Raw genomic sequence first — 21213 nt, forward strand, 5'->3', positions numbered from 1 at the left:
CGCGCGGCAAACTCGCCGCTGCGCGCTTCACCTTGTGCAATAAAGAAGGTAAGAACGATGCCCAACTTCATGCTGTTCCTTGCCACGTCGATTGCGATCACGATGGCGCCCGGTCCGGACAATCTGCAAGTGCTCGCGCGTGGCATCTCGCAGGGCCGTGCGGCTGGTCTGGTGGCCGCGCTCGGCTTTGCCGCGGGCATCACGTTTCACACGACGCTCGCCGCACTCGGCGTGGCAGCGCTGCTGCGCTCCTCGCCGTTCGCTTTCCAGGCGATCAAGCTGGCCGGCGCGGCGTATCTCGTCTGGATCGGCGTCAAGGCGCTGCGCAGCCAGGGCCTCGCGGCCGCACACGAACGTGCGCCGCAACCGTTGATGGCCGTGTTCCGCCAAAGCGTGCTCGGCAATCTGCTCAATCCTAAAGTGACGCTGTTCTTCATCGTATTTCTGCCGCAATTCGTGCAGCCGCACGGCGCGCAAAGCGTCACCGTGCAAATGCTCGAACTCGGCGCGCTTTTCATGTTGCAAACCGTGGCGGTGTTTTCTCTGTTTGGCGTGTGTGCAGGGATTATCGGCGGGTGGTTGAAGCGCCGGCCGCGTGTCGGCGTGTGGCTCGACCGTCTTGCCGGCGCCACCTTCATTGCGATCGGGATTCGAGTCGCGTTGCGTGACTGATCTGGCTCACTGCCGCTCGCCACCGCTTGCCGCCGACAGTTTGGAGTTTCGAATGAGTTTGCCTTGCCTTATCGCCGCGCGCCGCTTCGACGTTGCTGCGCATCTGCCGTTCTACATCGACAGCGACCAGGTCGGCTGGATTCGTTCGAGCGATGTGCGATTGCTCGCACGTTGGCCGGACGTATTCGACATCGACGATGCGCGCGTGAACCTCGCGCCTTCGTTCAACACCGTTGACTTGCGGAGCGCAGCGCTCGGTTCGGTGATCGGCGCCCTTGCCGCTGAAGGCCGCATTCCCGGCTGGCGCAACGAGACCTATGCGATCCGCAATGCGTTCGACGCGCCGCCGCTCGCCTACATCGAACGTGCGGCGTCGCGCTTTTTCGGCACGCTGACCTACGCGGTGCATCTGAACGGCGTCGTAGAATATGCGGACGGCGGCGCGCCGAAATTGTGGATCGCGCGCCGCAGCGACACGAAGGCGACCGATCCCGGCATGCTCGATAACGTAGTGGCGGGCGGAATCGGTTGGGGTTTCGGCGTGGAGGCGACGATCGTCAAGGAGTGCTGGGAAGAAGCCGGCATTCCGGAAGAGATTGCCGTGCGGGCGGTGGCGGGCCGCACTGCGTATGTGCTGCAATCGCTGCCCGAAGGCACCCAGGCCGAACAGATCTTTATCTACGACCTCCCGCTGCCGGCGGACTTCGCGCCGCGCAATCAGGACGGCGAAGTCGGTGAGCACCGGCTTGCGCGCATCGACGAAGTGGCGCGCTGGATCGAGGAAGGCGCAATGACGGTCGACGCGAGTCTTGCCACGCTGGATTGCCTGCTGCGCCGCCGCTGGATCGACGAAGAGGCCTGCGCGGGAATCGAAGCGTTGTTTGCGCCGCCCGTGCTCGCGTAAGCACGTCATCGCGGACCTTGCCAAAGCGCCTTGCGCCGCACACCATACAGCAACACCGAACAAACCACGCATTGAAGAAGGGAGTCACCCAGGTCATGTCGACCGATCACAGCTTTATCCTCAAACTGTCGTGCGCCGATCGGCCCGGCATTGTTCACGCCGTGTCGGGCTTTCTGTTCGAGCGTGGCAGCAATATTCTCGACTCCGCACAGTTCGGCGACAGCCGCACCGGCGAGTTCTTCATGCGCGTGCATTTTCAGCAGGTGGGCGGCGATCCGGGGCTCGAGGCGCTGCGTGTGTCCTTCGGGGCGCTCGCCGAGCAGTTCGGCATGAGCTGGGAATTGCACGATGCATCGGTGAAGCCGCGCGTCGTCATCATGGTTTCGAAAATCGGGCATTGCCTGAACGACCTGCTGTTCCGCTACCGTACCGGTCAGCTGAACATCGAGATTCCGGCGATCATCTCGAACCACAAGGAGTTTTATCAGCTCGCAGCGAGCTATGACATTCCGTTTCATCATTTCCCGCTGCTGGGCGGCACGCCCGAAGCGAAGGCCGCGCAGGAAGCGCGCGTGCTCGAAGTGATCGACGAGCATCAGGCGGATCTCGTCGTGCTCGCGCGCTACATGCAGATTCTGTCGCCAAAGCTGTGCGAGGCGCTTGCCGGTCGCGCAATCAACATTCATCACTCGTTTCTGCCGAGCTTCAAGGGTGCGAAGCCCTATTACCAGGCGTTCGATCGCGGCGTGAAGTTGATCGGCGCAACGGCGCACTACGTGACGACTGATCTGGACGAAGGTCCGATCATCGAGCAGGAAGTGGAGCGCGTGGACCACAGCATGACGCCGGAGCAGTTGACGGCGATCGGCCGCGACGTCGAATGCGTGACGCTGGCGCGTGCTGTGAAATGGCATGTCGAGCACCGCGTGGTGCTGAACGGTAGCAAGACGGTGGTGTTCCGTTAGAAACGGGTGAGGGCTTGCCGCAGCGGCATCCTTTAGTGAAGCTCCGCTTCATTTGCCGCTGCGCACAGGTACCGGTTTATTCAGGCGCGACGTTCGGCTCAGGACGTGCCGGGGCTCTGCCGGCGTCTCTGGTCACTGGCGCTTTGTGCATTCTCTGCGCGTTCTGCAATGAGCGGCGGCGCGCATTCAGCTTCTTCAGCCAGATCAGCAGGCCGGTCGCGCTCAACACGGCGACCGCGATGCCGACTGCGCTAATCACGATCCGCCCGCCAAGGCCAAGGATGCGTCCCGAGTGCAGCGGAAACTGCACCTGCATGAAGACGTCGCCCGCTGTGCCTCTGCCCGGAATCTGCTGGCCGAGCAGCTTGCCGGTCGCCGCGTCCCAGTACATCCACGGGTTGCCGAGGCCCATGTCGCCGTGATCGTTGCCGGTCTCATAGAAACCGACGCCGTACGCATGCAGGAATTCCGCGTAATAGATTCCCCCCGGAGGCGCTTGCAGGTGCTGCGTTTTGCCGGCTTCTTGCGCCAATTGCAGGACGCGCTCGCGGGTGAGCAGGCTGTCGCCGGGCTTCGGCGCGCGAAGAATCTCCGGGTTGTTGATCGGGTCCGGCGTGAGCGTTGAAAACATCGAGACGATGGGGCGCACAACGGGTGACGCGAGGTTCATCGACACCGACGTCACCGCGACGATCATCAGCAGTCCCCAGATCCACACACCGCCCGAGCGGTGCAAGTCGAACGTGAGCGCGTAGCCGCCCCGCCCGAAACGAAACGCGAACGACTTGCGCCACGCATTGAGGTTCGGAAACGACAGGCACAGCGCAATTGCGCTATCGAACAGCCAGACGATCCCGACGATGCCCATCAGCCAGACGCCCACGTCGATGCCGCCGGTGAACGGCAAATGCAGCGTGTAGTGCAGCTTGTAGATGAACGGAATCAGGTCGATCCTCGCTAGCGAAAATGCGCCCCACTGCCGCTGACCCTGAATCTTGCCCGTGGCGGGATCGACGGCGATCTGGTTGAAGTCGAGCTTGTACGGCTCTCGCGTGACGGGATTGATGCGCGGAAGCACCATCATCTGCAGCGTGTGGCCGGGCTCTGCCGCGAGCGGCAGATACGTCACTTGCAAGCGCGGATCGGCGGCTTCGACGCGTCGCGCGAGTTCCAGGCCGGACAGAGCCGGCCCTTCGGTGCGCGCCTTGAAAAACGAAGGATTGAGCGCGGCATCGAGTTCATGATCCCACGCGATGATCGCGCCGGTCAGTCCCGCGACGAACAGGAACAGCGCAGTGGCGACACCAAACCAGCGATGCAGACGGACGAGCTGGCGCCTCATGGGCGTACCGGAAACGCGAAGCGGAGTTGCAGACGACGGATCACAGCGGTAGCAAAATTGTAAATGGGAATTGTTCGCATCTTATGCGATGCGTGTCGTAAGCCGCAAGTTCCTTGAAAGTTCGGCGCGTCAGCGGCGTTGATCGCGTTCCGGGCGGCTCGACTAATCGGTGCGCGGTGCCGCGCCCGGTAAGGCTTGCGAAGGCACCTCACAGCGCGCATGCGACAAAATGTCGCATCTTCACCCTTACAATTGGCGAAGTTTTTCGGCATTATCCCGTCCCGTACAAATAGTAATGATTCTTATTTGATGAAATGAGATAGAGAAACGGGATCGACAATGAAGAAGCACAGCGGGGTAGGACGTTCACGAAAGAGTCGCGCAATGCACCGGTTGCACTGGGCCGCGTGCCTGGCATTAACGGCAAGTCAGGCCGCGCTGGCGCAGCAGGTGCCGCCGCCAGTCGCGTCTTCGGAAAGCGGTGAAAACGCGTTGCCGGCCGTCAAGGTCACGGCGGCACACGACACCGCCCAGCATCTGAAAGAGGACGTCGGCAGCGGCGCGCTCGGCACCCGCTCGCAACTCGATACGCCGTTTTCGACCACCGTCGTGACAAGTGAAGAGTTGCAGGATCGCCAGCCGTCCAAACTCGGCGACGTGTTTGCCACTGACGCCTCCGTATCCGACAACGGCAACGCCTACAACGCGTGGGCCACGTATCTGACCGTGCGCGGCATGCAGCTCGACTGGCAGTCGGGATTCAAAATCGACGGCATGCCGTTCAACAGCTATGGCATCACGATGCCCTACGAGCAACTCGAAAAAGTGGAACTGCTCAAAGGGTTGACCGGCTTCATGTACGGATTCGGCGCGCCCGGCGGCGTCGTCAACTACGTGACGAAAAAGCCGCCCGTCTCGACGACGCCAGTACGCAGCGTCGACGTCGGCTACTACACCGACGGTGTATGGACCGAGCACGCGGACCTTGGCGGCCGCGTGGGTCCGGACGGCATGTTCGGATATCGCCTGAACGCCACACACGAGGAAGGCAAAACCTATAACGACGGCAACGTGCGGCGCGATTCGGTTTCAGTCGCACTCGACGCCCGCATCACGCGCGACCTGAAGGCGACCTTCGGCGCGTTATATCAGGAGCGCCATTCGACCGGCATTACGGGCGCGATCTCGACGGCGCAATACACCGGCACCAGCCTGCCGCATACGATCAGCGGCGGCACCGGCGACCTTTCCGGTCCCGACCAGCATCTGAACACCAATCTGCAGCTTTACACCGCCGGCCTGCAGTACAACCTCGGCCCGGACTGGACGCTCAACGCAAGCTACAGCTACAGCAAGAGTTCGCGTGACCGCAACGAAAGCACGTACTACCTGCTGAACGGCGCGGGCGATTACACCGACAGCCGCTTCGCCGGCAAGGAAGGCCATCAACTGAGCCTGTGGCAGGTGTCGGCGGAAGGCCATGTGAAGACGGGACCCTTCCGGCATCAACTGGTATTTGGCGCAGCCTATCAGCGTCAGACGAACGACTACGGTGCGAACAGTTTCTTCGGCCAGATTGGCACGGGCAACATCTACCAGCCGAACACCAACACGTTCGGCGGCGCGTCGAACTACTACACCTATCGCGACAGCGACATCACGCAGAAAGCGCTCTTTGCCAGCGATACGATCGCGTTGACGCAGCGCTGGTCGGTACTCGGCGGCGTGCGTTACACGAACTACGAGCAGCACGGCTATTCGACGACCGGCGCGACGACCTCAACCTATAGCCAGAATGGCGTTTTGACGCCGACCGTCGCGCTGATGTTCAAGCTCGCGCCGACCACGACGTTGTACACGAGCTATGTGGAGTCGCTCGAAGCGGGCACCGTCGTCGGCGATACGTATGCGAATCGCGGTGAACTGCTCAAGCCTTTGCGCAGCAAGCAATACGAAGTGGGCGTCAAAACCGAGCAGGGACGCTGGAGCGCGACGGCTGCCTTGTTCCGCATCGAGCGCGGCGCGGCCTATGCGAATAGTGCGAACGTCTATACGCAAGACGGCGAGTCGATCTTCCAGGGTGTCGAGATGGGCGGCGATGTGCGTCTCGGCCGCAACTGGAACGTGGGCGGCGACCTGATGTGGATCAACACGAAGTACGAGCGCGGCGCGGCCAATAACGGCAACCGCGTGGCGGGCGCGCCGCAGTTTGTGGTTGCCGGCCATGCGACTTACTCGGTGCCGTACGTACCGGGGCTGCGCATCGGCGCGGACGCGAAGTTCACGGGCAACACCAATGTGCGTCCGGCGGACAATCTGAATGCGCCGGGCTATTTGCTGGTGAATCTGGGCGCGAGCTACGCGACCCGCATCGCCGGTTATGACGTGACGTTCCGCGCGGCAATCGACAATCTGCTCAACCGCCGCTATTGGGAGTACCAATACGCCGATTACGTGACGCCGGGCGATCCTCGCACGCTGTCATTGAACGCGCGCATCGACTTCTGAGTACAAAAAAACGGCACCGCGGTGCCGTTTTCTTTGCATTCTCCAACGTACAACTGGATCAAACCAGCCGCAGATAGATCAACTCGCGCTTGATATACGCGTAGAAAATCGGCGCTGCGACCACGCCGGGCAGACCGAAAGCGGCTTCCATGACGAGCATTGCCACGAGCAGTTCCCAGGCGCGCGCCTCGATCTGTCCGCCGACGATCCGCGCGTTCAGGAAGTACTCGAGCTTGTGAATCAAAATCAGAAACGCGAGCGACATGACCGCCGCCGGAAAGCTCACCGACAGCGCCACCGCAACGATGATCGTGTTCGAGATCAGATTGCCGATGACCGGCAGCAAGCCGACGATGAACGTGACCAGTACCAGCGTTTTCGAAAGCGGCAACTGATCGTGGAAGATCGGCAGAAACAGCAGCAGGAAGATGCCGGTGAACACCGCGTTGATCGCAGAAATTTTCACCTGCGCGAATACGATGCGGCGGAACGCGTCGGCAAAACGGGTCACGCGCGTGACGAACGCGGTGGACAGCGGCAGCCGGTGCATGTGTTGTTGCGCACTCACCGCGATGATCGCACCAATGATCATGCCGATCAGAATGTGCGTGAACGCGCGCGCGGCGCTCTTGCCGCTTTGCTGCAGCATGTTGGCGTGGGTCTGCATCAGCTCGGCGGCTTTGGTTTTCATCTGCTCGGTGTCGACCGGCAGCGAACTCGCGATGAATTGCGGAATCCGCCCGCGCGCCTGATCGATCAACTGCATGGCCTGGTCGAGCAGCCTCTGCACACTGGGCACGTCGTTCTCGAAGTGCTCGATGATGCCGAGCGTGAGGCCCGTGAGCGCGCCCACGATCACAGCCGACAGAAACACCACCGCGAGCCAGCGCGCCCGCTTGCTGGACATATGACGTTCGATGCGCGGCGCGATCGTATGCACCAGCTGAAACACCAGCAGCCCGGCGAGCAGGGCGCCGAGCAGCCGGAGTTCGATCACCGCCCACATGCCGAACAGCATCAGCACGTAACTGCCGATCTCGACTGCCGAGAGCTTCGGCAGGCTCATGTTGCTGGTCAGCCTGACCGGGCGTGGACGCAGGTCCTCAACTTGCCCGTCTTCGCGCGCCTGATTCCGCTTGGCCATGGCTTATCCGTCTCCAACCCGTGTTGTGCAGCGTTACTTTTTACTGGCCGCGCGCTTGAGCAGAGGCGCCAGATATCTACCGGTAAAACTTGCTTTGGACTTCGCGATCTGCTCGGGCGTGCCTTGCGCGATGATCTGGCCACCGCCCGCGCCGCCTTCCGGACCCATGTCGATGACCCAGTCGGCAGTTTTGATTACATCGAGATTATGCTCGATGATCACGACGGTATTACCCTGGTCACGTAACCGATGAATAACTTCGAGCAGCAGCGCAATGTCATGAAAGTGCAACCCGGTCGTGGGTTCGTCGAGAATGTATAGCGTGCGACCCGTATCGCGCTTGCTCAGTTCCAAAGATAGTTTGACCCGCTGCGCCTCGCCGCCCGACAAAGTGGTGGCGGACTGGCCCAGCCGGATATAGCCGAGGCCGACGTCGAGCAGGGTTTTCAGCTTGCGCGCGACGACCGGCACCGGCTTGAAGAACTCGTACGCATGCTCGACCGTCATGTCGAGCACCTCGCTGATGTTCTTGCCTTTGTACTGCACGTCCAGTGTTTCGCGGTTGTAGCGCTTGCCATGGCAGACGTCGCACGGCACGTAGACGTCCGGCAAAAAGTGCATCTCGACCTTCAGCACGCCGTCGCCCTGACAGGACTCGCAGCGGCCGCCCTTCACGTTGAACGAGAAGCGGCCCGGGTCGTAGCCGCGCTCCTTGGCGGCGGGAACGCCCGCGAATAGCTCCCGGATCGGCGTAAAAAGGCCCGTATAAGTGGCCGGATTCGAGCGCGGCGTGCGGCCGATCGGCGACTGGTCGACGTTGATGACCTTGTCGAAGTGCTCGAGACCCTCGATCGACTCATACGGCGCCGGCTCCGTGGAAGAGCCGTACAAATGATGCGAGACCGCGTGATACAGCGTGTCGTTGATGAGCGTCGACTTGCCCGAGCCCGAAACGCCGGTCACGCACGTGAGCAGGCCGACCGGCAGGTCGAGTGTGACGTGCCGCAGATTGTTGCCGTGCGCCTCGACGATGCGCAAATGCCGCTCGTCCGGGTCCTTGCGCTCGTCCGGATACTCGATGGTGCGCGCGCCGGACATGTACTGCCCCGTCATGGAGGCGGGGTTGCCCTGCACCTGTTTGGGCGTGCCCTCGGCGATCACCATGCCGCCGTGCTCGCCGGCGCCCGGACCCATGTCGACCACGTAGTCGGCCATGCGGATCATGTCTTCGTCGTGTTCGACGACGATCACCGAGTTGCCCAGGTCGCGCAGATGCTTGAGCGTGGCGATGAGGCGGTCGTTGTCGCGCTGGTGCAGGCCGATGGACGGCTCGTCCAGCACGTACATGACGCCGGTCAGACCCGAGCCGATCTGCGACGCGAGGCGAATGCGTTGCGCCTCGCCACCCGACAGCGTTTCGGCGCTGCGTTCCAGCGACAGGTAATCGAGCCCGACGTTGTTCAGAAACATGAGCCGTGCGACGATCTCTTTCACGACCTTGTCGGCGATCTCGCGCTTCGAGCCTTCGAGCCGCAGCGTCTGAAAATAGCCGAGCGCGTCGCGCAACGGCCAGCCGCTGATTTCGTAGATGCCGCGCGCGTCGCCGTCCGTGCCGATGCGCACAAAGCGCGCTTCCCGGCGCAACCGCGTGCCCGCGCAGGCGGGGCACGGCTGATTGTTCTGATACTTCGCAAGCTCTTCACGCACTGCGGCTGAATCCGTCTCGCGATAACGCCGCTCCAGATTCGGGATGATGCCTTCGAACACATGCTCGCGGACCGACGTGCGGCCGCGCTCGTTGATGTACGAGAACGGAATTTCCTGCTTGCCCGAGCCGAACAGCAGGATCTTGCGGACTTTTTCAGGCAGGTCTTCGACGGCAGTGTCGATGTCGAAGTCGTAAAACGCCGCGAGGCTTTGCAGCATCTGGAAGTAAAACTGGTTGCGCCGGTCCCAGCCCTTCACGGCGCCTGCCGCGAGCGACAGCGACGGATGCGCGACCACCCGCTTCGGATCGAAGAAGGTGATCTGGCCGAGGCCGTCGCATTCCGGACACGCGCCCATCGGATTGTTGAACGAGAAGAGCCGCGGCTCCAGTTCCTGCAGCGAGTACGAGCAGATCGGACACGCGAACTTCGAGCTGAACAGGTGCTGCTTGTCGGTGTCCATTTCGAGCGCGATCGCGCGGCCGTCGGCGAGACGCAGTGCGGTTTCGAACGATTCCGCAAGGCGCTGCTTCATGTCGGGCCGCACCTTGAGGCGGTCGACCACGACGTCGATAGTGTGCTTGTCGTTCTTCTTCAGCTTGGGCAGGGAGTCGACTTCATAGATCTTCGCCGCGCCTTCATTGGCCGTGCCGCCGCCCGAGCGCACGCGAAACCGGATGAAGCCCTGCGCCTGCATCTCCTCGAACAGTTCGACGTGCTCGCCCTTGCGGTCGGCGACGACCGGCGCGAGGATCATCAGCCTGGTTTCTTCCGGCAGCGCGAGCGCCGCGTCGACCATTTGCGACACGCTTTGCGCTTCGAGCGGGATTTCGTGATCCGGACAGTAAGGCGTGCCGACCCGTGCGAACAATAGCCGCAGGTAGTCGTGAATTTCGGTGACGGTACCCACCGTGGAGCGTGGATTGTGCGACGTGGCCTTCTGCTCGATCGAGATCGCCGGCGACAGGCCTTCGATCAGATCGACGTCGGGTTTTTCCATCAACTGCAGGAACTGGCGTGCGTAAGCGGACAGGCTTTCGACGTAGCGCCGCTGTCCTTCCGCATACAGCGTGTCGAACGCGAGCGACGATTTTCCCGAGCCGGAAAGACCGGTAATTACGACGAGCTTGTGACGCGGTAGGTCGAGATTGACGTTCTTCAGGTTGTGGGTGCGAGCCCCACGAATACGGATTTGTTCCACGGATTTATTCCATGAACTGCGGAAAGAGGAAGAGGCTAAACCTGCTACTATAACGACTTTTCAAGGCCGCCGTTACGGCTGCCTGACGGCCCGAACAGGCCTGAACAGCGCCTCAGGCAAGCTGTAAGAACGCGGTTCAGCGCTAGCGGGAAAAGGTCTAACTGGGGCCGTTTCCGGCAAGTACAAGGCGCCGCGAAGCGCGCCGCGGCCGCAAAGGCGCGAGAGCCGAAGGGTCAGGAGTGCGGTCAGCGCGGAGCGGGAACGCTGCAGGCTGCCCGGTTGGCTCGAGCGGCAGTGCCGCACCGTCTGCAGGCCGTCCCATGGAAAGCCGTCCGGTCGTGGTGCCCCGGTGCCCCCGGTGCGTCACCCAGCTCATTCAAAGAACGCTTCCGATGTCCAATCCGTCTGCCACCTCTTCACGCATGAGCGCGCCTGAACTGCGCGCGACCGTGTCGCTTGCCGCCATCTTCGCGCTGCGCATGCTCGGGCTCTTCATGATCATGCCGGTGTTCTCGATCTACGCGAAGACCATTCCCGGCGGCGAAAACGTGCTGCTCGTCGGCATCGCGCTGGGCGCTTATGGCGTGACGCAGTCCATGCTCTACATTTTCTACGGCTGGGTCTCCGACAAGATCGGCCGCAAGCCGGTCATTGCTGCGGGCCTGCTGATCTTCGCGCTCGGCAGCTTTGTCGCGGCGGGGGCGCACGACATGACGTGGATTATCGTCGGCCGGGTGATTCAAGGCATGGGCGCGGTGTCGTCCGCGGTGATTGCCTTCATCGCCGACCTGACCGCCGAGGAGCATCGCACGAAGGCGATGGCCATGGTCGGCGGCAGCATCGGCATTTCCTTTGCGGTGGCGATTGTCGGCGCGCCGATCGTTTTCCATTGGGTCGGCATGAGCGGTCTTTTCACGCTGGTGGGCGTCTTCTCGATTCTCGCTGTCGGCGTGGTGCTGTGGGTCGTGCCCGACGCGCCGAAGCCCGTGCATGTGCGGGCGCCGTTCGCCGAAGTACTGCACAACGTCGAGCTGCTGCGTTTGAACTTCGGCGTGCTGGTGCTGCACGCCACGCAGACGGCGTTGTTCCTCGTCGTGCCGCGCGTTCTCGAAGCCGGCGGCCTGCCGGTCGCGTCGCACTGGAAAGTGTATTTGCCGGTCATGGGCTTGTCGTTCGTGATGATGGTGCCCGCGATCATCGCCGCTGAAAAGCGCGGCAAAATGAAGATCGTACTGCTCTCCGCCATCGCTCTTATCCTGATCGGACAGTTGTTATTGGGCGTGGCTCCGCATACGATTCTCAGTGTGGCGGCCATCCTTTTTGTGTACTTTCTGGGCTTCAACATCCTGGAGGCGTCGCAGCCTTCGCTGGTGTCGAAACTGGCGCCGGGCAACCGCAAGGGCGCGGCAGCAGGCGTGTACAACACCACGCAGTCCATCGGTCTTGCGCTGGGTGGCATGATCGGCGGCTGGTTGCTCAAAGCGGACGGTCAGAGCGCGGTCTTCTTTACTTGCTCGGGGCTCGTCTTTTGCTGGCTTATAATCGCCGCAAAGATGAAACAGCCGCCGCGTAAAGCGTCCTCGTGACACGCGCGGAACACTCGCAGAACATACGCGGCGACTCGGGCGTGTCCCGTGTCCCGGCATCACCCAGAACTCACCCGGCGGCGGGCAGAGGCGCACTTCTGATCTCGGGCCGGCCAGGTGCGAGACGCGAACTGTGTTGCCGGGCCGCCCGAAATGGAATCAACAGGAGAAACTCATGGCATCCGTGAACAAGGTCATTCTCGTCGGCAATCTCGGAGCCGATCCGGAAGTCCGTTATCTTCCGAGCGGCGACGCAGTGGCGAACATCCGCCTTGCAACGACGGATCGGTACAAGGACAAGGCGTCCGGTGAAATGAAGGAAGCGACCGAATGGCACCGCGTGTCGTTCTTCGGCCGCCTCGCCGAGATCGTCTCCGAATACCTGAAGAAGGGCTCGTCGGTTTACCTCGAAGGGCGCATTCGCACCCGTAAGTGGCAGGCACAGGACGGCACCGACCGTTACTCGACGGAAATCGTCGCCGAACAGATGCAAATGTTGGGCGGTCGTGGCGGCTCCATGGGCGGCGGCGACGAAGGCGGCTACAGCCGTGGCGAGCCGTCGGAGCGCAGCGGCGGCGGTGGCGGTGGAGGCGGCCGTGCTATGTCGGGTGGCGGTTCGCGCGGCGGCAGCGGTGGCGGCGCGAGCGGTGGTGGCTCCAGCCGTCCGAGCGCACCGGCCGGCGGCGGCTTTGACGAGATGGATGACGATATTCCGTTCTAACCACCCGTACCAGAAGACCAGCAAAAAACCCCGCTTCCTCAGCGGGGTTTTTTCTTTTCAGCAGTCGTCACCGCCTCAAATGCTCCAGCGCATCGCGCATCGGCAAGCTTGAGATCATGATCGGCCCGGTGAGCGGCGTATCAAGATCGACGATTACATAGATCGCCGACGCAATCGACACAGCCCCAAGCGAGATTGTCACGAGCGCCAGCGCATTGCGAGGCGCGATGAGCCCGAAGCTCAGAAATATCACGCACAGCCAGAACGTCAGCGTCTTGAGGAAGGGCTGCGAGATGGAACTGTGCGCTTCCTCGATAATCTTCCAGCGCGCATCCACCACGCGGCGAAATTGAGTCAGGCCGTCGTCGAGCGCGTGCTGTTGCAGCGGATCACGCGCGCGCAACTGCCGCAATTGCCGGCCCACCGACGTCAGCATTTCGCCGAGCCGCACGTTTTCCAGCTTCTGCGAGTTGTCCGGCGAGCCGAGGTGGGTGGGGTAGTCGCCCGTAGGAGCCGGTTCGTTCGGCCACGTCGATGCAATTGCCGCGGCCGTGTAGACGCGCAAGAGGTTGCGCGCCGGTTCGGTGTCGCTGCCGTAATCCCTCAACGTCGTGTCCAGTTCGATGATGTCGGCGGCAAAGGTGCGCAAGTCATTTGACGCCGTGTCGAAGCTGGATTTCGCCGACGCGGTCATCAAACCGAGCACCAGTGCGGCAAACGTCACGAGCATGCCGATCACCAGTTGCACGAGTTGCACTGTCTCGTGTGCCTTGTGCTCCTCGGGCAGGAGCGGGCGCACCCACACGCCGATGCCGGTGGTCGCGAGCAGGAGAATGAAAACCACCAGAGCCGACCCTATTTCAGACATAGAAGTGCTCCTATGACATTTGCATCGACTGCCATCCGGCTTAGGTAGGACGCCTGAAACTCGGCAGTCCCGCTATCGCCGGCGTTCGGGCGGCTTCGCGCCGCTTGTAATTTGATGTGACGCAAAAGCGTACGCCATCCACCATAAAGTTTTTAGCGATTCAGCCGTAGTCCCTATCTGTGGCATTCGCTTAATTTTTGACAAAAACGGTTGCGGACCATGCCGAATGGGCTGGGCGCAGCATGCATGGCCGACGCGTATTTCACTGAACATTCGGTCAGGCGGCCCAAATGGAGACTAGCCCGATGCTGAAAAATCTGTCGATTCGCAGTTGCCTTACCCTGATGATCGCGTTCTTTGCCGCCGCCCTGCTGCTGGGCGCTGCAGCCGGGCTTCTGTCGCTGCGCTCGAGCAACGCGTCCCTGCAACAGATGTACACCGTGGACACGCCCGCCGTCGCCGATCTCGAAGGCAGCGCCGGCCAGCTGTTGCGCCTGCGCCTCGCACTGGCCACTTATGCGTCGCTCGTCGATCTCAACGACCAGGACGGCGCAAACGCCGTGCTCAAGCGTTTTGATCAGTACCAGAAAGCATCGAATGAACGGCTTGCCCACTATGTGAGCCGCGCGAGCGCCGAGGCCGACGAGCAGCGCCTCATCAAGGATATGCAGGACAAGCGCGACACGTTCCTTCGGGAGGGTGTCGAGCCGGCGTTGGCCGCACTCAAGGCGGGCGACCGCACCGCGTTCCAGCAATTGCAGGCGAAGAAGCTGCCGTCTCTGTACAGTTCGTTCGAAAAGGCGATGCTCGCGCTCGAACAGTTGCAGCTCGACCACGCCGAACAGCGCTATCAGAGCGCACAGGCCCTCTTTTACGCGATCTGCGTAACGGTCGCGATCGGCATCGGCATCTCGCTGCTTGGTTCGTTGCTCGGTCGCGCGGTGCTGGTGCGCGCAATCGTGAGTCCGGTCGATGCCACCATCGCCCAGTTCCAGCGGATCGCCAATGGCGACCTGACCGGGCAGATCGTCGTCACGAGCAGCAACGAAATGGGCCGCCTCGCCGCCGCGCTGCGCAAGATGCAGGAGTCGCTGATCGCGACGGTGAATTCGGTGCGTCAGGGCACCGAATCGATCGACAGCGGCGTAAGCGAAATCGCCGCGGGCAATACGGACCTGTCACAACGTACCGAAGAACAGGCGGCGTCGCTGGAAGAAACGGCGGCGAGCATCGAGCAACTCACGTCGACGGTGAAACAGACTGCGGACAACGCGAAGCAGGCGAGTTCGCTCGCGCAAGGCGCGTCGACGCTTGCCGCTCAGGGCGGCGAATTGACCGAGCAGGTGGTAGGCACGATGCACGAGATCGTCGACGACTCGCGGCGCATTGCGGATATTGTCGGCGTGATCGAAGGGATCGCATTTCAGACGAACATCCTCGCGTTGAACGCTGCGGTCGAGGCGGCGCGCGCCGGCGAGCAGGGCCGCGGCTTTGCGGTCGTCGCGAGCGAAGTGCGTTCGCTGGCCCAGCGAAGCGCCGCGGCCGCGAAGGAAATCAAGGCGTTGATCGAAGCGTCGACTACGCGCGTCGAGAACGGCTCACAACTGGTCGAGCGCTCGGGCTCGACGATGACCGAGATCGTCCAGGCCATTTCGCGGGTCAGCTCGATCATGGGCGAGATCGCCGCAGCCGCGACCGAGCAGAGCACCGGCATCGACCAGGTCAATCTGGCCGTCGCGCAAATGGACGAAGTGACGCAACAGAACGCCGCGCTGGTCGAACAAGCCGCAGCCGCGGCAAGCTCGCTGGAGGAGCAGGCGAGAAGGCTTACATCGGCCGTGGCAGTGTTCCAGACGGAAGGCGGTTCGTCGTCGCGGGGCCTGGCCGGCTCGCGCAACGGTCAGAGCGCTGCAACGAAACGTGCAGCGAACGGCGCGGACGAACTGGTGGTCGCTTGATACATGCGCGGGCGGCGTTGCGTTAGGTTCGTGGCGCGTGCCGTGAGGCGATAGTACGCTGCATCTCACCGTCGGGTTGGGGGCGTCGCGCCCTGCTTGGAGCATCGCACTTCACGGTCGCGCGCCAAGCGAACCACAGTGCACCGCAATCGCCCAAATCGTTCGCTCTACTGCATTCCCGCGTAGTACTTCGCGACACTATCAATTTCCGCCGATGTCATCTGCCGGGTGACATTGCGCATCTGCTCGTTGATGTCGTTGCGGCGTGCGCCAGAAGCAAACGCCCGCATCTGCGCCGCAAGGTAAATCGACGACTGGCCGCCAAGCCACGGCGCTGAACCCTTGCGATCCAACTGCCCGTGACATGCCGCACATGGCGCGATGTTGCGCTGCGGATCGCCCTGCATGGCCAGCCGCACTGCGTTCGCATCCGGCGTGCTGCCGGTGGGCGCAACTTCTGCGGCGGGACCGCGTGGCAGCGACGCGTAGTAAGCCGCGAGATCGTGCAGGTCCTGATCGCTGCGAGCGGCGACGATCGGCTGCATTACCGCGTTCTGCCGCACACCCTGTTGATAGTCGCGCAATTCCTTGTAGACGGCGTCCGCATATTGACCGGCCAGCGCGGGCGCCGTGACCTGCACCGTACCGAGCACGCCGTGACACATCGAGCATTTCTGCGTGGCGAGGGTCGCGCCGCGCCCGATCGAATCGGCGTCGGCCCGCACGCGACGCAACGGCGGCAGGACGACCACGTCGCTCGGTGCCCGGCCTGCAATGTTGGTACCGCTGTACCAACTCGACGGCGCGCCCGCAGCGCTGCAGATCGTCGCCCATAAGCTGCGGTTCGCGAATGCGCTATTCGCCGAAGGCAGCCAGATGAAACCTATCAGCATCGACACGATGGCCAGCGCGAGCGTGCCGGCCACACTTACCGTGAACCACGGATTTCGCAAGCTGAAGACGCGTTCCTGATTCATCGCTGTGCTCCAACCACCACCGCGGGCACGGACGTCTGCGGCAGCTTGAGCAATTGGACGATGGGCACGCTGTAGTTGACGACGGTCAGGCCGATCATCAACGCGACCCACAAGCCGAAGCTATTGAGCGCGGCGGGCACGCGTTCGACCGGATGCACCGCGCTCGCGAAACGGAAGCCTTGCTGCGGAACCGCCGGCCCGAACTGCGACTTCGCCAGAATGTAGATGAAGAGCGCGCCCGATATGGCGAGAACCACTCCGCCGACCGCCGACATGCTGACCCAGAACGCCTGCGATTCGAGGCCAGGCATCTTGTAGTCGTAGTAAGCCATGCGGCGCGGCGCGCCGAGCAGGCCGACGTAATGCCACGGCAGCGTGACCACCAGCATGCCGATGAACCACAGCCACAGTTGCGTGCGCACCAGCTTCATCGACACGATTGCGCGGCCGGTGAGTTGCGGCCACAGTTCATAAGCAATCGCGAAATACATGATGACGATTGCGCCACCGAAGATCAGATGGAAATGTCCGGTCACCCACTGCGTGTTGTGCACGGTGGTATTCAACTGATAGCTCATGTTGATCAGACCGCCGGCGCCGCCGAGCCCCAGCATCACGAACGAAAACGCCACGACGAGCATCATCGGGTTCTGCCAGGGCAATGCGGTGAGCCAGCCGAACGCACCCTTACCGCCGCGCAGCCTGCCGGCAATTTCCACCGACGCGCAAATCGTGAACACCGTCAGCAGCGTGGGCACGGACACCATCCCTGTGAACACTGCGTGCAGGAACTTGAAACCGGAGCCGATCTGCGGATCGGCGAACAGATGGTGGATGCCGATCGGCATAGCGAAAACAAGGAACAGAATGAACGACACGCGCGCCATCGAATCGCTATAGAGCCGCCCGCCGATGGCTCGCGGCACGAGCGTGTAGTACGCGATATAGGCGGGAATCAGCCAGAAGTAGACGATGGCATGCAGCGTCCACGAGAAGAGGACACGTGACAGGCCTGCGTCGATCGTATTCTTGAGGCCAAAAGCAACCGGCAGAATCTGAAGCAGGATTTCGAGCGCCGCGCCGACCGCCGTCCATGCCCATAGATATGCGCCGGCGACATTGGCGAACATCGCGAGCGGCACCGGCTTTCCGGGGTTCGCGCGCCGCCATATGGCGAGGTTCACGTGCATCAACGCGACCCAGATCCACGAGCCGACTACCACTAGCACCACGCCGAGATAATAGAAGGGACTGCCGATCATCGGCGGATAGAACGTGTAGAGCACCGAGGCCTTGCCGAGTGCTACGGGCACCATCGCCATCACCGCGCCGACCGCCAGCATGATGAAGGCGGCCCATGCCCACTTCAGGCCCGCGAGGCGCTGCGCGAGCGCAAGCTCGACGATTGCGTAGCCAAAACCCATCGACACCAGAGTCGGCATCACGTAGGCCATCACTGAACCGTGAGCGGTGACTGAGCGGTAGTACAGCTCAGGGTCGCCGATCCACGGCGCGAGTGGACTGCGCACGAGCATCTGCCAGGCGCCGAGAAACAGCGCGACGATAAACGCGATGAAGGCGAGCCAGAAATGCGCGAGAACGAGTCGCTTAGCGTGAAACACAGCTCAGCCTCCGTGATTGTCGGGCCTGCTCGAAGAAGGCGGCTTTGTCGATCACTTTCACATGCGCCCACATGGCCTGATGGCCGAAGCCGCAGAACTCGTGACAGGGCATGGTGTGATCGGCGGGCGCGTCGAAGCGCGTGTTCAACGTGGCCACGTAGCCGGGCACGACCATCGTGTTGATATTGGTGTTGGTGACGAGCAGACCGTGCACGACGTCCGCGCTGGTGGTTCGGATCGTGATCGGAGTGTCGGCGGGCACGAGCAGACATTGCGGTGTGAACGAGTACTGCTGCGCGATAAAACGCACGACCACGGAGCCGTCGGGTTCAACTGCGCTGCCCAGATTGTCTTCGACGAATTCGCCCGACAGTTGCAGACGGGACGGGTCGATCGTTTCCACACGCGATGGCGGCATCATCGCCCAGTGGAGCCCCGAGTACACAATCACGGCCAGCATCAGCACGATCAGCGCGCCGACGAAGATCGCCCAGCGGCGCTCGGCGCGTAGCGCGACGGTGTGGCCGCTGCCCGGTTGGTGTTGGGAGTCGGGGGAATGAGTGGACATGATCAGTGCACGACGCCGCGCGGCAGAAACACGAGGAAGTAGAAGCCGAACCAGATCGCCATGACGATCAGCGTGGCCACGCCTGCGACGGCGATCGCACCATGCGGACCCGCGACGACCACGCGTTCTACTTCGTCGTCGGTGGGAGGGAGCGCGGCGCGCGTATCGTTCGCTTCCATCTAGGGCTTCTCCTGTTGCCGGTGCGGCGGCTAGTGCAGCGGCGCGTTGCGCAGTTCGTTGACATCGCGGGCGGTGACCGGCGTCCCATGATTGCCCCACGCTGTACGGATATACGTAATGACGGCGGCCGCGTCGGTGTCGTTCAGTTCCTGCGCGAAAGGCGGCATACCGTAGGGCTCGGGATTACGCTTTGTGCCAGGCGGGAAGCCGCCGTTCAGCACGATGCGGATGGGATTGACCGCGGAGTTCATTTCGATCGACTGGTTGCCCGCGAGCGGCGGATAGTGCTGCAACTGTCCTTCGCCTTTTGCGCCATGACACAGTGCGCACTTGTCGGCGTAGATCTTTTCACCGAGCGCGAACACGTTGGTGCTGGTCGGCGCTGTCGGCCCGGATTTGCGGCCGCGATTGTCCGGCAACGTCTTCAGGTACACCGCCATTGCCTTGACGTCTTCGTCGGTCATGTATTGAAGGCTGTGATAAGTGACTTCGGCCATTGGGCCGTACACAGCGCCGCGATCGGAAATGCCCGCTTGCAACAGGTCGACGATGTCCTTGATGCTCCAGTCGCCGAGTCCGCCGTCCTTGTCGGAAGTGAGCGACGGCGCATACCAGTTCTGCACCGGAATCAGCCCGCCGGCAAACTGCTCGCTTTGTGACGAGCCGCCGAGCATGTTGATCTTCGTGTGGCACATCGTGCAGTGCCCGAGCCCTTCGACGAGATACGCACCGCGATTCCATTCGACGGAGCGGGTCGGATCGGGCTTGAATTCGCCTTCGCGGAAGTACAGCGTGCGCCAGCCGTACAGCAATTTGCGCTGATTGAACGGGAAGCGCAGCGTGTGCTTGCGATTCGGCGTTCGCACTGGCTCGACCGATTTCAGGAAAGTGAAGATCGCGTTGGAGTCTTCACGCGTGACCTTCGTGTACTGCGCAATCGGCATGGCGGGATAGAGCAGCTTGCCCTCGGGCGTGATGCCGGTGCGCATCATCCGGAAGAACGCGTCCTCGCTCCATGTGCCGATGCCGTACTGCGCATCTGGCGTGATGTTCGGCGAGTAGAGCGTGCCGAACGGCGTTTCCATCGCGAGGCCGCCGGCGAACAGCCTGCCGCGCGGTGCGGTGTGGCAGGCCACGCAGTCGCCCGCACGCGCGAGGTATTCGCCGCGCTTGACGATGTCCGTGCGGTTGTCGACGGAGGTATTGGCCTTGGCTTCGGTGGTGCTGTCGGCGGCGCGAGCTTCGGCGACAAGCGAGGGCAGTGGCGCGCTGCCGGTCACCAGCGCTGCGGCGCCAACAAGTAGCAGGAGCGAGAGGTGCAACTTACGTGAGAGCACGCGCAGCGAACGAAGTGTCGTTTTCATTGCGGTTGGCTCCCGCATGCGAGAGGCAAGCGCTCCGCAGACGCCGGCACGGGCCGCGGGTCGGCTGGACGCGGTTGCCGCGCAAGCCAGGTCGAGACGGCGGTGATGTCCTTGTCGGTAAGCTTCACGGCGATTGACCGCATGCAATCCGGCGCGAGCGCGTGACGTGTGCCGGAGCGCCAGGTTCCCATCTGCCCGGCTATGTAGCTCGCATGCAAACCGAGCAGGCCGGGAATGCCAGGTTGCTGTCCCGTCATGCGCGCCCCGTGACATGCGATGCACGCGGGAATCTTGCGCGCCGGGTCGCCCTGCATGACGAGTCGCTGGCCCGCGGCGAGCACGGCGGGCGCGACGTTCGATTGATCGGCATTGGGATAGGGCGGCTGCAAATCGGCGAAGTACTGGCTGATCTTGCGCAGATAGTCGTCGGGGAGAAACGCGACCAGATAACCCATCGGCGGATAGGTGCGGCCGCCGTCGCGAAACGCTGTTAGCTGATTGAACAGATACTCGGCCGGTTTGCCGGCGATGCGCGGGAAGTAATCGTTGTTGAGGCCTTGGCCCTGCACGCCATGACAGGAGGTGCAGGCGCGCACGCGTTCGTCCATGGCCGAGGGCATGGGGCCGGGCGCGCTGGTAGCCGCGAGAGCCGCGCCGTTCCATAAGATGTAAAGCACGAACAGAAGCGCAAATCCCATAGCTCTACGATGCACGTCGGGCCTCGCTGGGGAACGTTCTTTTGTCGATCTGCTTCGCCCGCATTGTTGACTGGATTCACTTCCAGTCTGGTTTGCCATGCTCCAGCGGGTCTACCTTTTTTCTCTATCGCGACAGCGCAAACGGCAATGGAAGGGCACTTATTGTGGATGGCGAAACGTCGGTTCGCCGCTGCGATTCAATGGCTCGTCAAAGAACGCGTTGACACAC

General features: G+C 62.4%; 17 protein-coding genes. 7 read left to right on the forward strand and 10 right to left on the reverse strand.

The genetic code is table 11. The features are described from left to right. Window positions 1–57: 57 nt before the first annotated feature. The 3 genes from J2W46_RS23695 (at window position 58) to purU (ending at window position 2541) form a co-directional block, all read left to right on the forward strand. The gene (locus J2W46_RS23695; RefSeq protein WP_310356669.1) at window positions 58–672 is read left to right on the forward strand and encodes a LysE family translocator; all 615 of its coding nucleotides are present in this window, start codon (window positions 58–60) and stop codon (window positions 670–672) included. A gap of 52 nt (window positions 673–724) precedes the next feature. Further along, window positions 725–1576: an NUDIX hydrolase gene (locus J2W46_RS23700; RefSeq protein WP_310065834.1), complete on the forward strand. Its 852-nt coding sequence runs from the start codon at window positions 725–727 to the stop codon at window positions 1574–1576. Between the two features lie 95 nt (window positions 1577–1671). Beyond that, window positions 1672–2541 (forward strand): formyltetrahydrofolate deformylase, encoded by an 870-nt coding sequence (purU, locus tag J2W46_RS23705; RefSeq protein ID WP_020066956.1) that lies wholly within the window; start codon window positions 1672–1674, stop codon window positions 2539–2541. A gap of 76 nt (window positions 2542–2617) precedes the next feature. On the opposite strand, the gene J2W46_RS23710 is transcribed toward purU, so the two are convergent. After that, window positions 2618–3883, reverse strand: coding sequence for a PepSY-associated TM helix domain-containing protein (locus J2W46_RS23710; RefSeq protein WP_310356673.1), 1266 nt, complete (start codon window positions 3881–3883; stop codon window positions 2618–2620). Window positions 3884–4267: 384 nt separating this feature from the next. Between J2W46_RS23710 and J2W46_RS23715 the strand changes: the two genes are divergently transcribed. Further along, entirely contained in the window at window positions 4268–6391 is a 2124-nt protein-coding gene (locus tag J2W46_RS23715) for a TonB-dependent siderophore receptor (RefSeq protein ID WP_310356675.1), read from the forward strand. Window positions 6392–6449: 58 nt separating this feature from the next. Here the strand turns inward: J2W46_RS23715 and J2W46_RS23720 are convergent, their stop codons facing one another. Both J2W46_RS23720 and uvrA read right to left on the reverse strand, forming a co-directional pair. Continuing rightward, window positions 6450–7535, reverse strand: coding sequence for an AI-2E family transporter (locus J2W46_RS23720; RefSeq protein ID WP_020066953.1), 1086 nt, complete (start codon window positions 7533–7535; stop codon window positions 6450–6452). A gap of 33 nt (window positions 7536–7568) precedes the next feature. After that, window positions 7569–10442, reverse strand: a complete 2874-nt coding sequence (gene uvrA, locus J2W46_RS23725; protein WP_020066952.1) for an excinuclease ABC subunit UvrA — start codon at window positions 10440–10442, stop codon at window positions 7569–7571. A gap of 392 nt (window positions 10443–10834) precedes the next feature. Here uvrA and J2W46_RS23730 point away from each other — a divergent pair, with 392 nt between their 5' ends. Next, entirely contained in the window at window positions 10835–12028 is a 1194-nt protein-coding gene (locus J2W46_RS23730) for an MFS transporter (RefSeq protein WP_310356679.1), read from the forward strand. A gap of 175 nt (window positions 12029–12203) precedes the next feature. Further along, entirely contained in the window at window positions 12204–12749 is a 546-nt protein-coding gene (locus J2W46_RS23735) for a single-stranded DNA-binding protein (RefSeq protein ID WP_310356682.1), read from the forward strand. A gap of 67 nt (window positions 12750–12816) precedes the next feature. Here the strand turns inward: J2W46_RS23735 and J2W46_RS23740 are convergent, their stop codons facing one another. Further along, window positions 12817–13617, reverse strand: coding sequence for a bestrophin-like domain (locus J2W46_RS23740; RefSeq protein WP_087754758.1), 801 nt, complete (start codon window positions 13615–13617; stop codon window positions 12817–12819). A 305-nt stretch (window positions 13618–13922) separates the two neighbouring features. Between J2W46_RS23740 and J2W46_RS23745 the strand changes: the two genes are divergently transcribed. Beyond that, complete coding sequence (locus J2W46_RS23745; protein WP_087754757.1) at window positions 13923–15575, forward strand: methyl-accepting chemotaxis protein; 1653 nt, start codon at window positions 13923–13925, stop codon at window positions 15573–15575. Between the two features lie 167 nt (window positions 15576–15742). On the opposite strand, the gene J2W46_RS23750 is transcribed toward J2W46_RS23745, so the two are convergent. From J2W46_RS23750 to J2W46_RS23775, 6 genes are read right to left on the reverse strand one after another with little or no spacing between them, the layout of a single operon-like run. Beyond that, the gene (locus J2W46_RS23750) at window positions 15743–16552 is read right to left on the reverse strand and encodes a c-type cytochrome (RefSeq protein ID WP_087754756.1); all 810 of its coding nucleotides are present in this window, start codon (window positions 16550–16552) and stop codon (window positions 15743–15745) included. After that, window positions 16549–18174: a b(o/a)3-type cytochrome-c oxidase subunit 1 gene (locus J2W46_RS23755; RefSeq protein ID WP_204522754.1), complete on the reverse strand. Its 1626-nt coding sequence runs from the start codon at window positions 18172–18174 to the stop codon at window positions 16549–16551. Before J2W46_RS23755 ends, J2W46_RS23750 begins: the two co-directional genes overlap by 4 nt. Further along, window positions 18161–18742 (reverse strand): cupredoxin domain-containing protein, encoded by a 582-nt coding sequence (locus J2W46_RS23760; RefSeq protein ID WP_087754754.1) that lies wholly within the window; start codon window positions 18740–18742, stop codon window positions 18161–18163. Before J2W46_RS23760 ends, J2W46_RS23755 begins: the two co-directional genes overlap by 14 nt. 2 nt (window positions 18743–18744) lie before the next feature. Continuing rightward, window positions 18745–18921: a hypothetical protein gene (locus tag J2W46_RS23765; protein ID WP_020066944.1), complete on the reverse strand. Its 177-nt coding sequence runs from the start codon at window positions 18919–18921 to the stop codon at window positions 18745–18747. 30 nt (window positions 18922–18951) lie between these two features. Further along, window positions 18952–20286, reverse strand: a complete 1335-nt coding sequence (locus J2W46_RS23770; protein ID WP_310356689.1) for a c-type cytochrome — start codon at window positions 20284–20286, stop codon at window positions 18952–18954. Then, window positions 20283–20984 carry a c-type cytochrome gene (locus J2W46_RS23775; protein ID WP_374726861.1) on the reverse strand — a complete coding sequence of 234 codons (702 nt, stop codon included), beginning with the start codon at window positions 20982–20984 and terminating at the stop codon, window positions 20283–20285. The genes J2W46_RS23770 and J2W46_RS23775 overlap by 4 nt, the downstream gene beginning before the upstream one ends. Between the last annotated feature and the right edge of the window lie 229 nt (window positions 20985–21213).

The organism is Paraburkholderia strydomiana, assembly GCF_031456815.1.
GTDB lineage: Bacteria > Pseudomonadota > Gammaproteobacteria > Burkholderiales > Burkholderiaceae > Paraburkholderia > Paraburkholderia caledonica.

Coding starts and splice junctions, on each gene's coding strand:
- J2W46_RS23695 (WP_310356669.1), top strand. CDS start 58: ATGCCCAACTTCATGCTGTTCCTTGCCACGTCGATTGCGATCACGATG.
- J2W46_RS23700 (WP_310065834.1), top strand. CDS start 725: ATGAGTTTGCCTTGCCTTATCGCCGCGCGCCGCTTCGACGTTGCTGCG.
- purU (WP_020066956.1), top strand. CDS start 1,672: ATGTCGACCGATCACAGCTTTATCCTCAAACTGTCGTGCGCCGATCGG.
- J2W46_RS23710 (WP_310356673.1), bottom strand. CDS start 3,883: ATGAGGCGCCAGCTCGTCCGTCTGCATCGCTGGTTTGGTGTCGCCACT.
- J2W46_RS23715 (WP_310356675.1), top strand. CDS start 4,268: ATGCACCGGTTGCACTGGGCCGCGTGCCTGGCATTAACGGCAAGTCAG.
- J2W46_RS23720 (WP_020066953.1), bottom strand. CDS start 7,535: ATGGCCAAGCGGAATCAGGCGCGCGAAGACGGGCAAGTTGAGGACCTG.
- J2W46_RS23730 (WP_310356679.1), top strand. CDS start 10,835: ATGTCCAATCCGTCTGCCACCTCTTCACGCATGAGCGCGCCTGAACTG.
- J2W46_RS23735 (WP_310356682.1), top strand. CDS start 12,204: ATGGCATCCGTGAACAAGGTCATTCTCGTCGGCAATCTCGGAGCCGAT.
- J2W46_RS23740 (WP_087754758.1), bottom strand. CDS start 13,617: ATGTCTGAAATAGGGTCGGCTCTGGTGGTTTTCATTCTCCTGCTCGCG.
- J2W46_RS23745 (WP_087754757.1), top strand. CDS start 13,923: ATGCTGAAAAATCTGTCGATTCGCAGTTGCCTTACCCTGATGATCGCG.
- J2W46_RS23750 (WP_087754756.1), bottom strand. CDS start 16,552: ATGAATCAGGAACGCGTCTTCAGCTTGCGAAATCCGTGGTTCACGGTA.
- J2W46_RS23760 (WP_087754754.1), bottom strand. CDS start 18,742: ATGTCCACTCATTCCCCCGACTCCCAACACCAACCGGGCAGCGGCCAC.
- J2W46_RS23765 (WP_020066944.1), bottom strand. CDS start 18,921: ATGGAAGCGAACGATACGCGCGCCGCGCTCCCTCCCACCGACGACGAA.
- J2W46_RS23770 (WP_310356689.1), bottom strand. CDS start 20,286: ATGAAAACGACACTTCGTTCGCTGCGCGTGCTCTCACGTAAGTTGCAC.
- J2W46_RS23775 (WP_374726861.1), bottom strand. CDS start 20,984: ATGGGATTTGCGCTTCTGTTCGTGCTTTACATCTTATGGAACGGCGCG.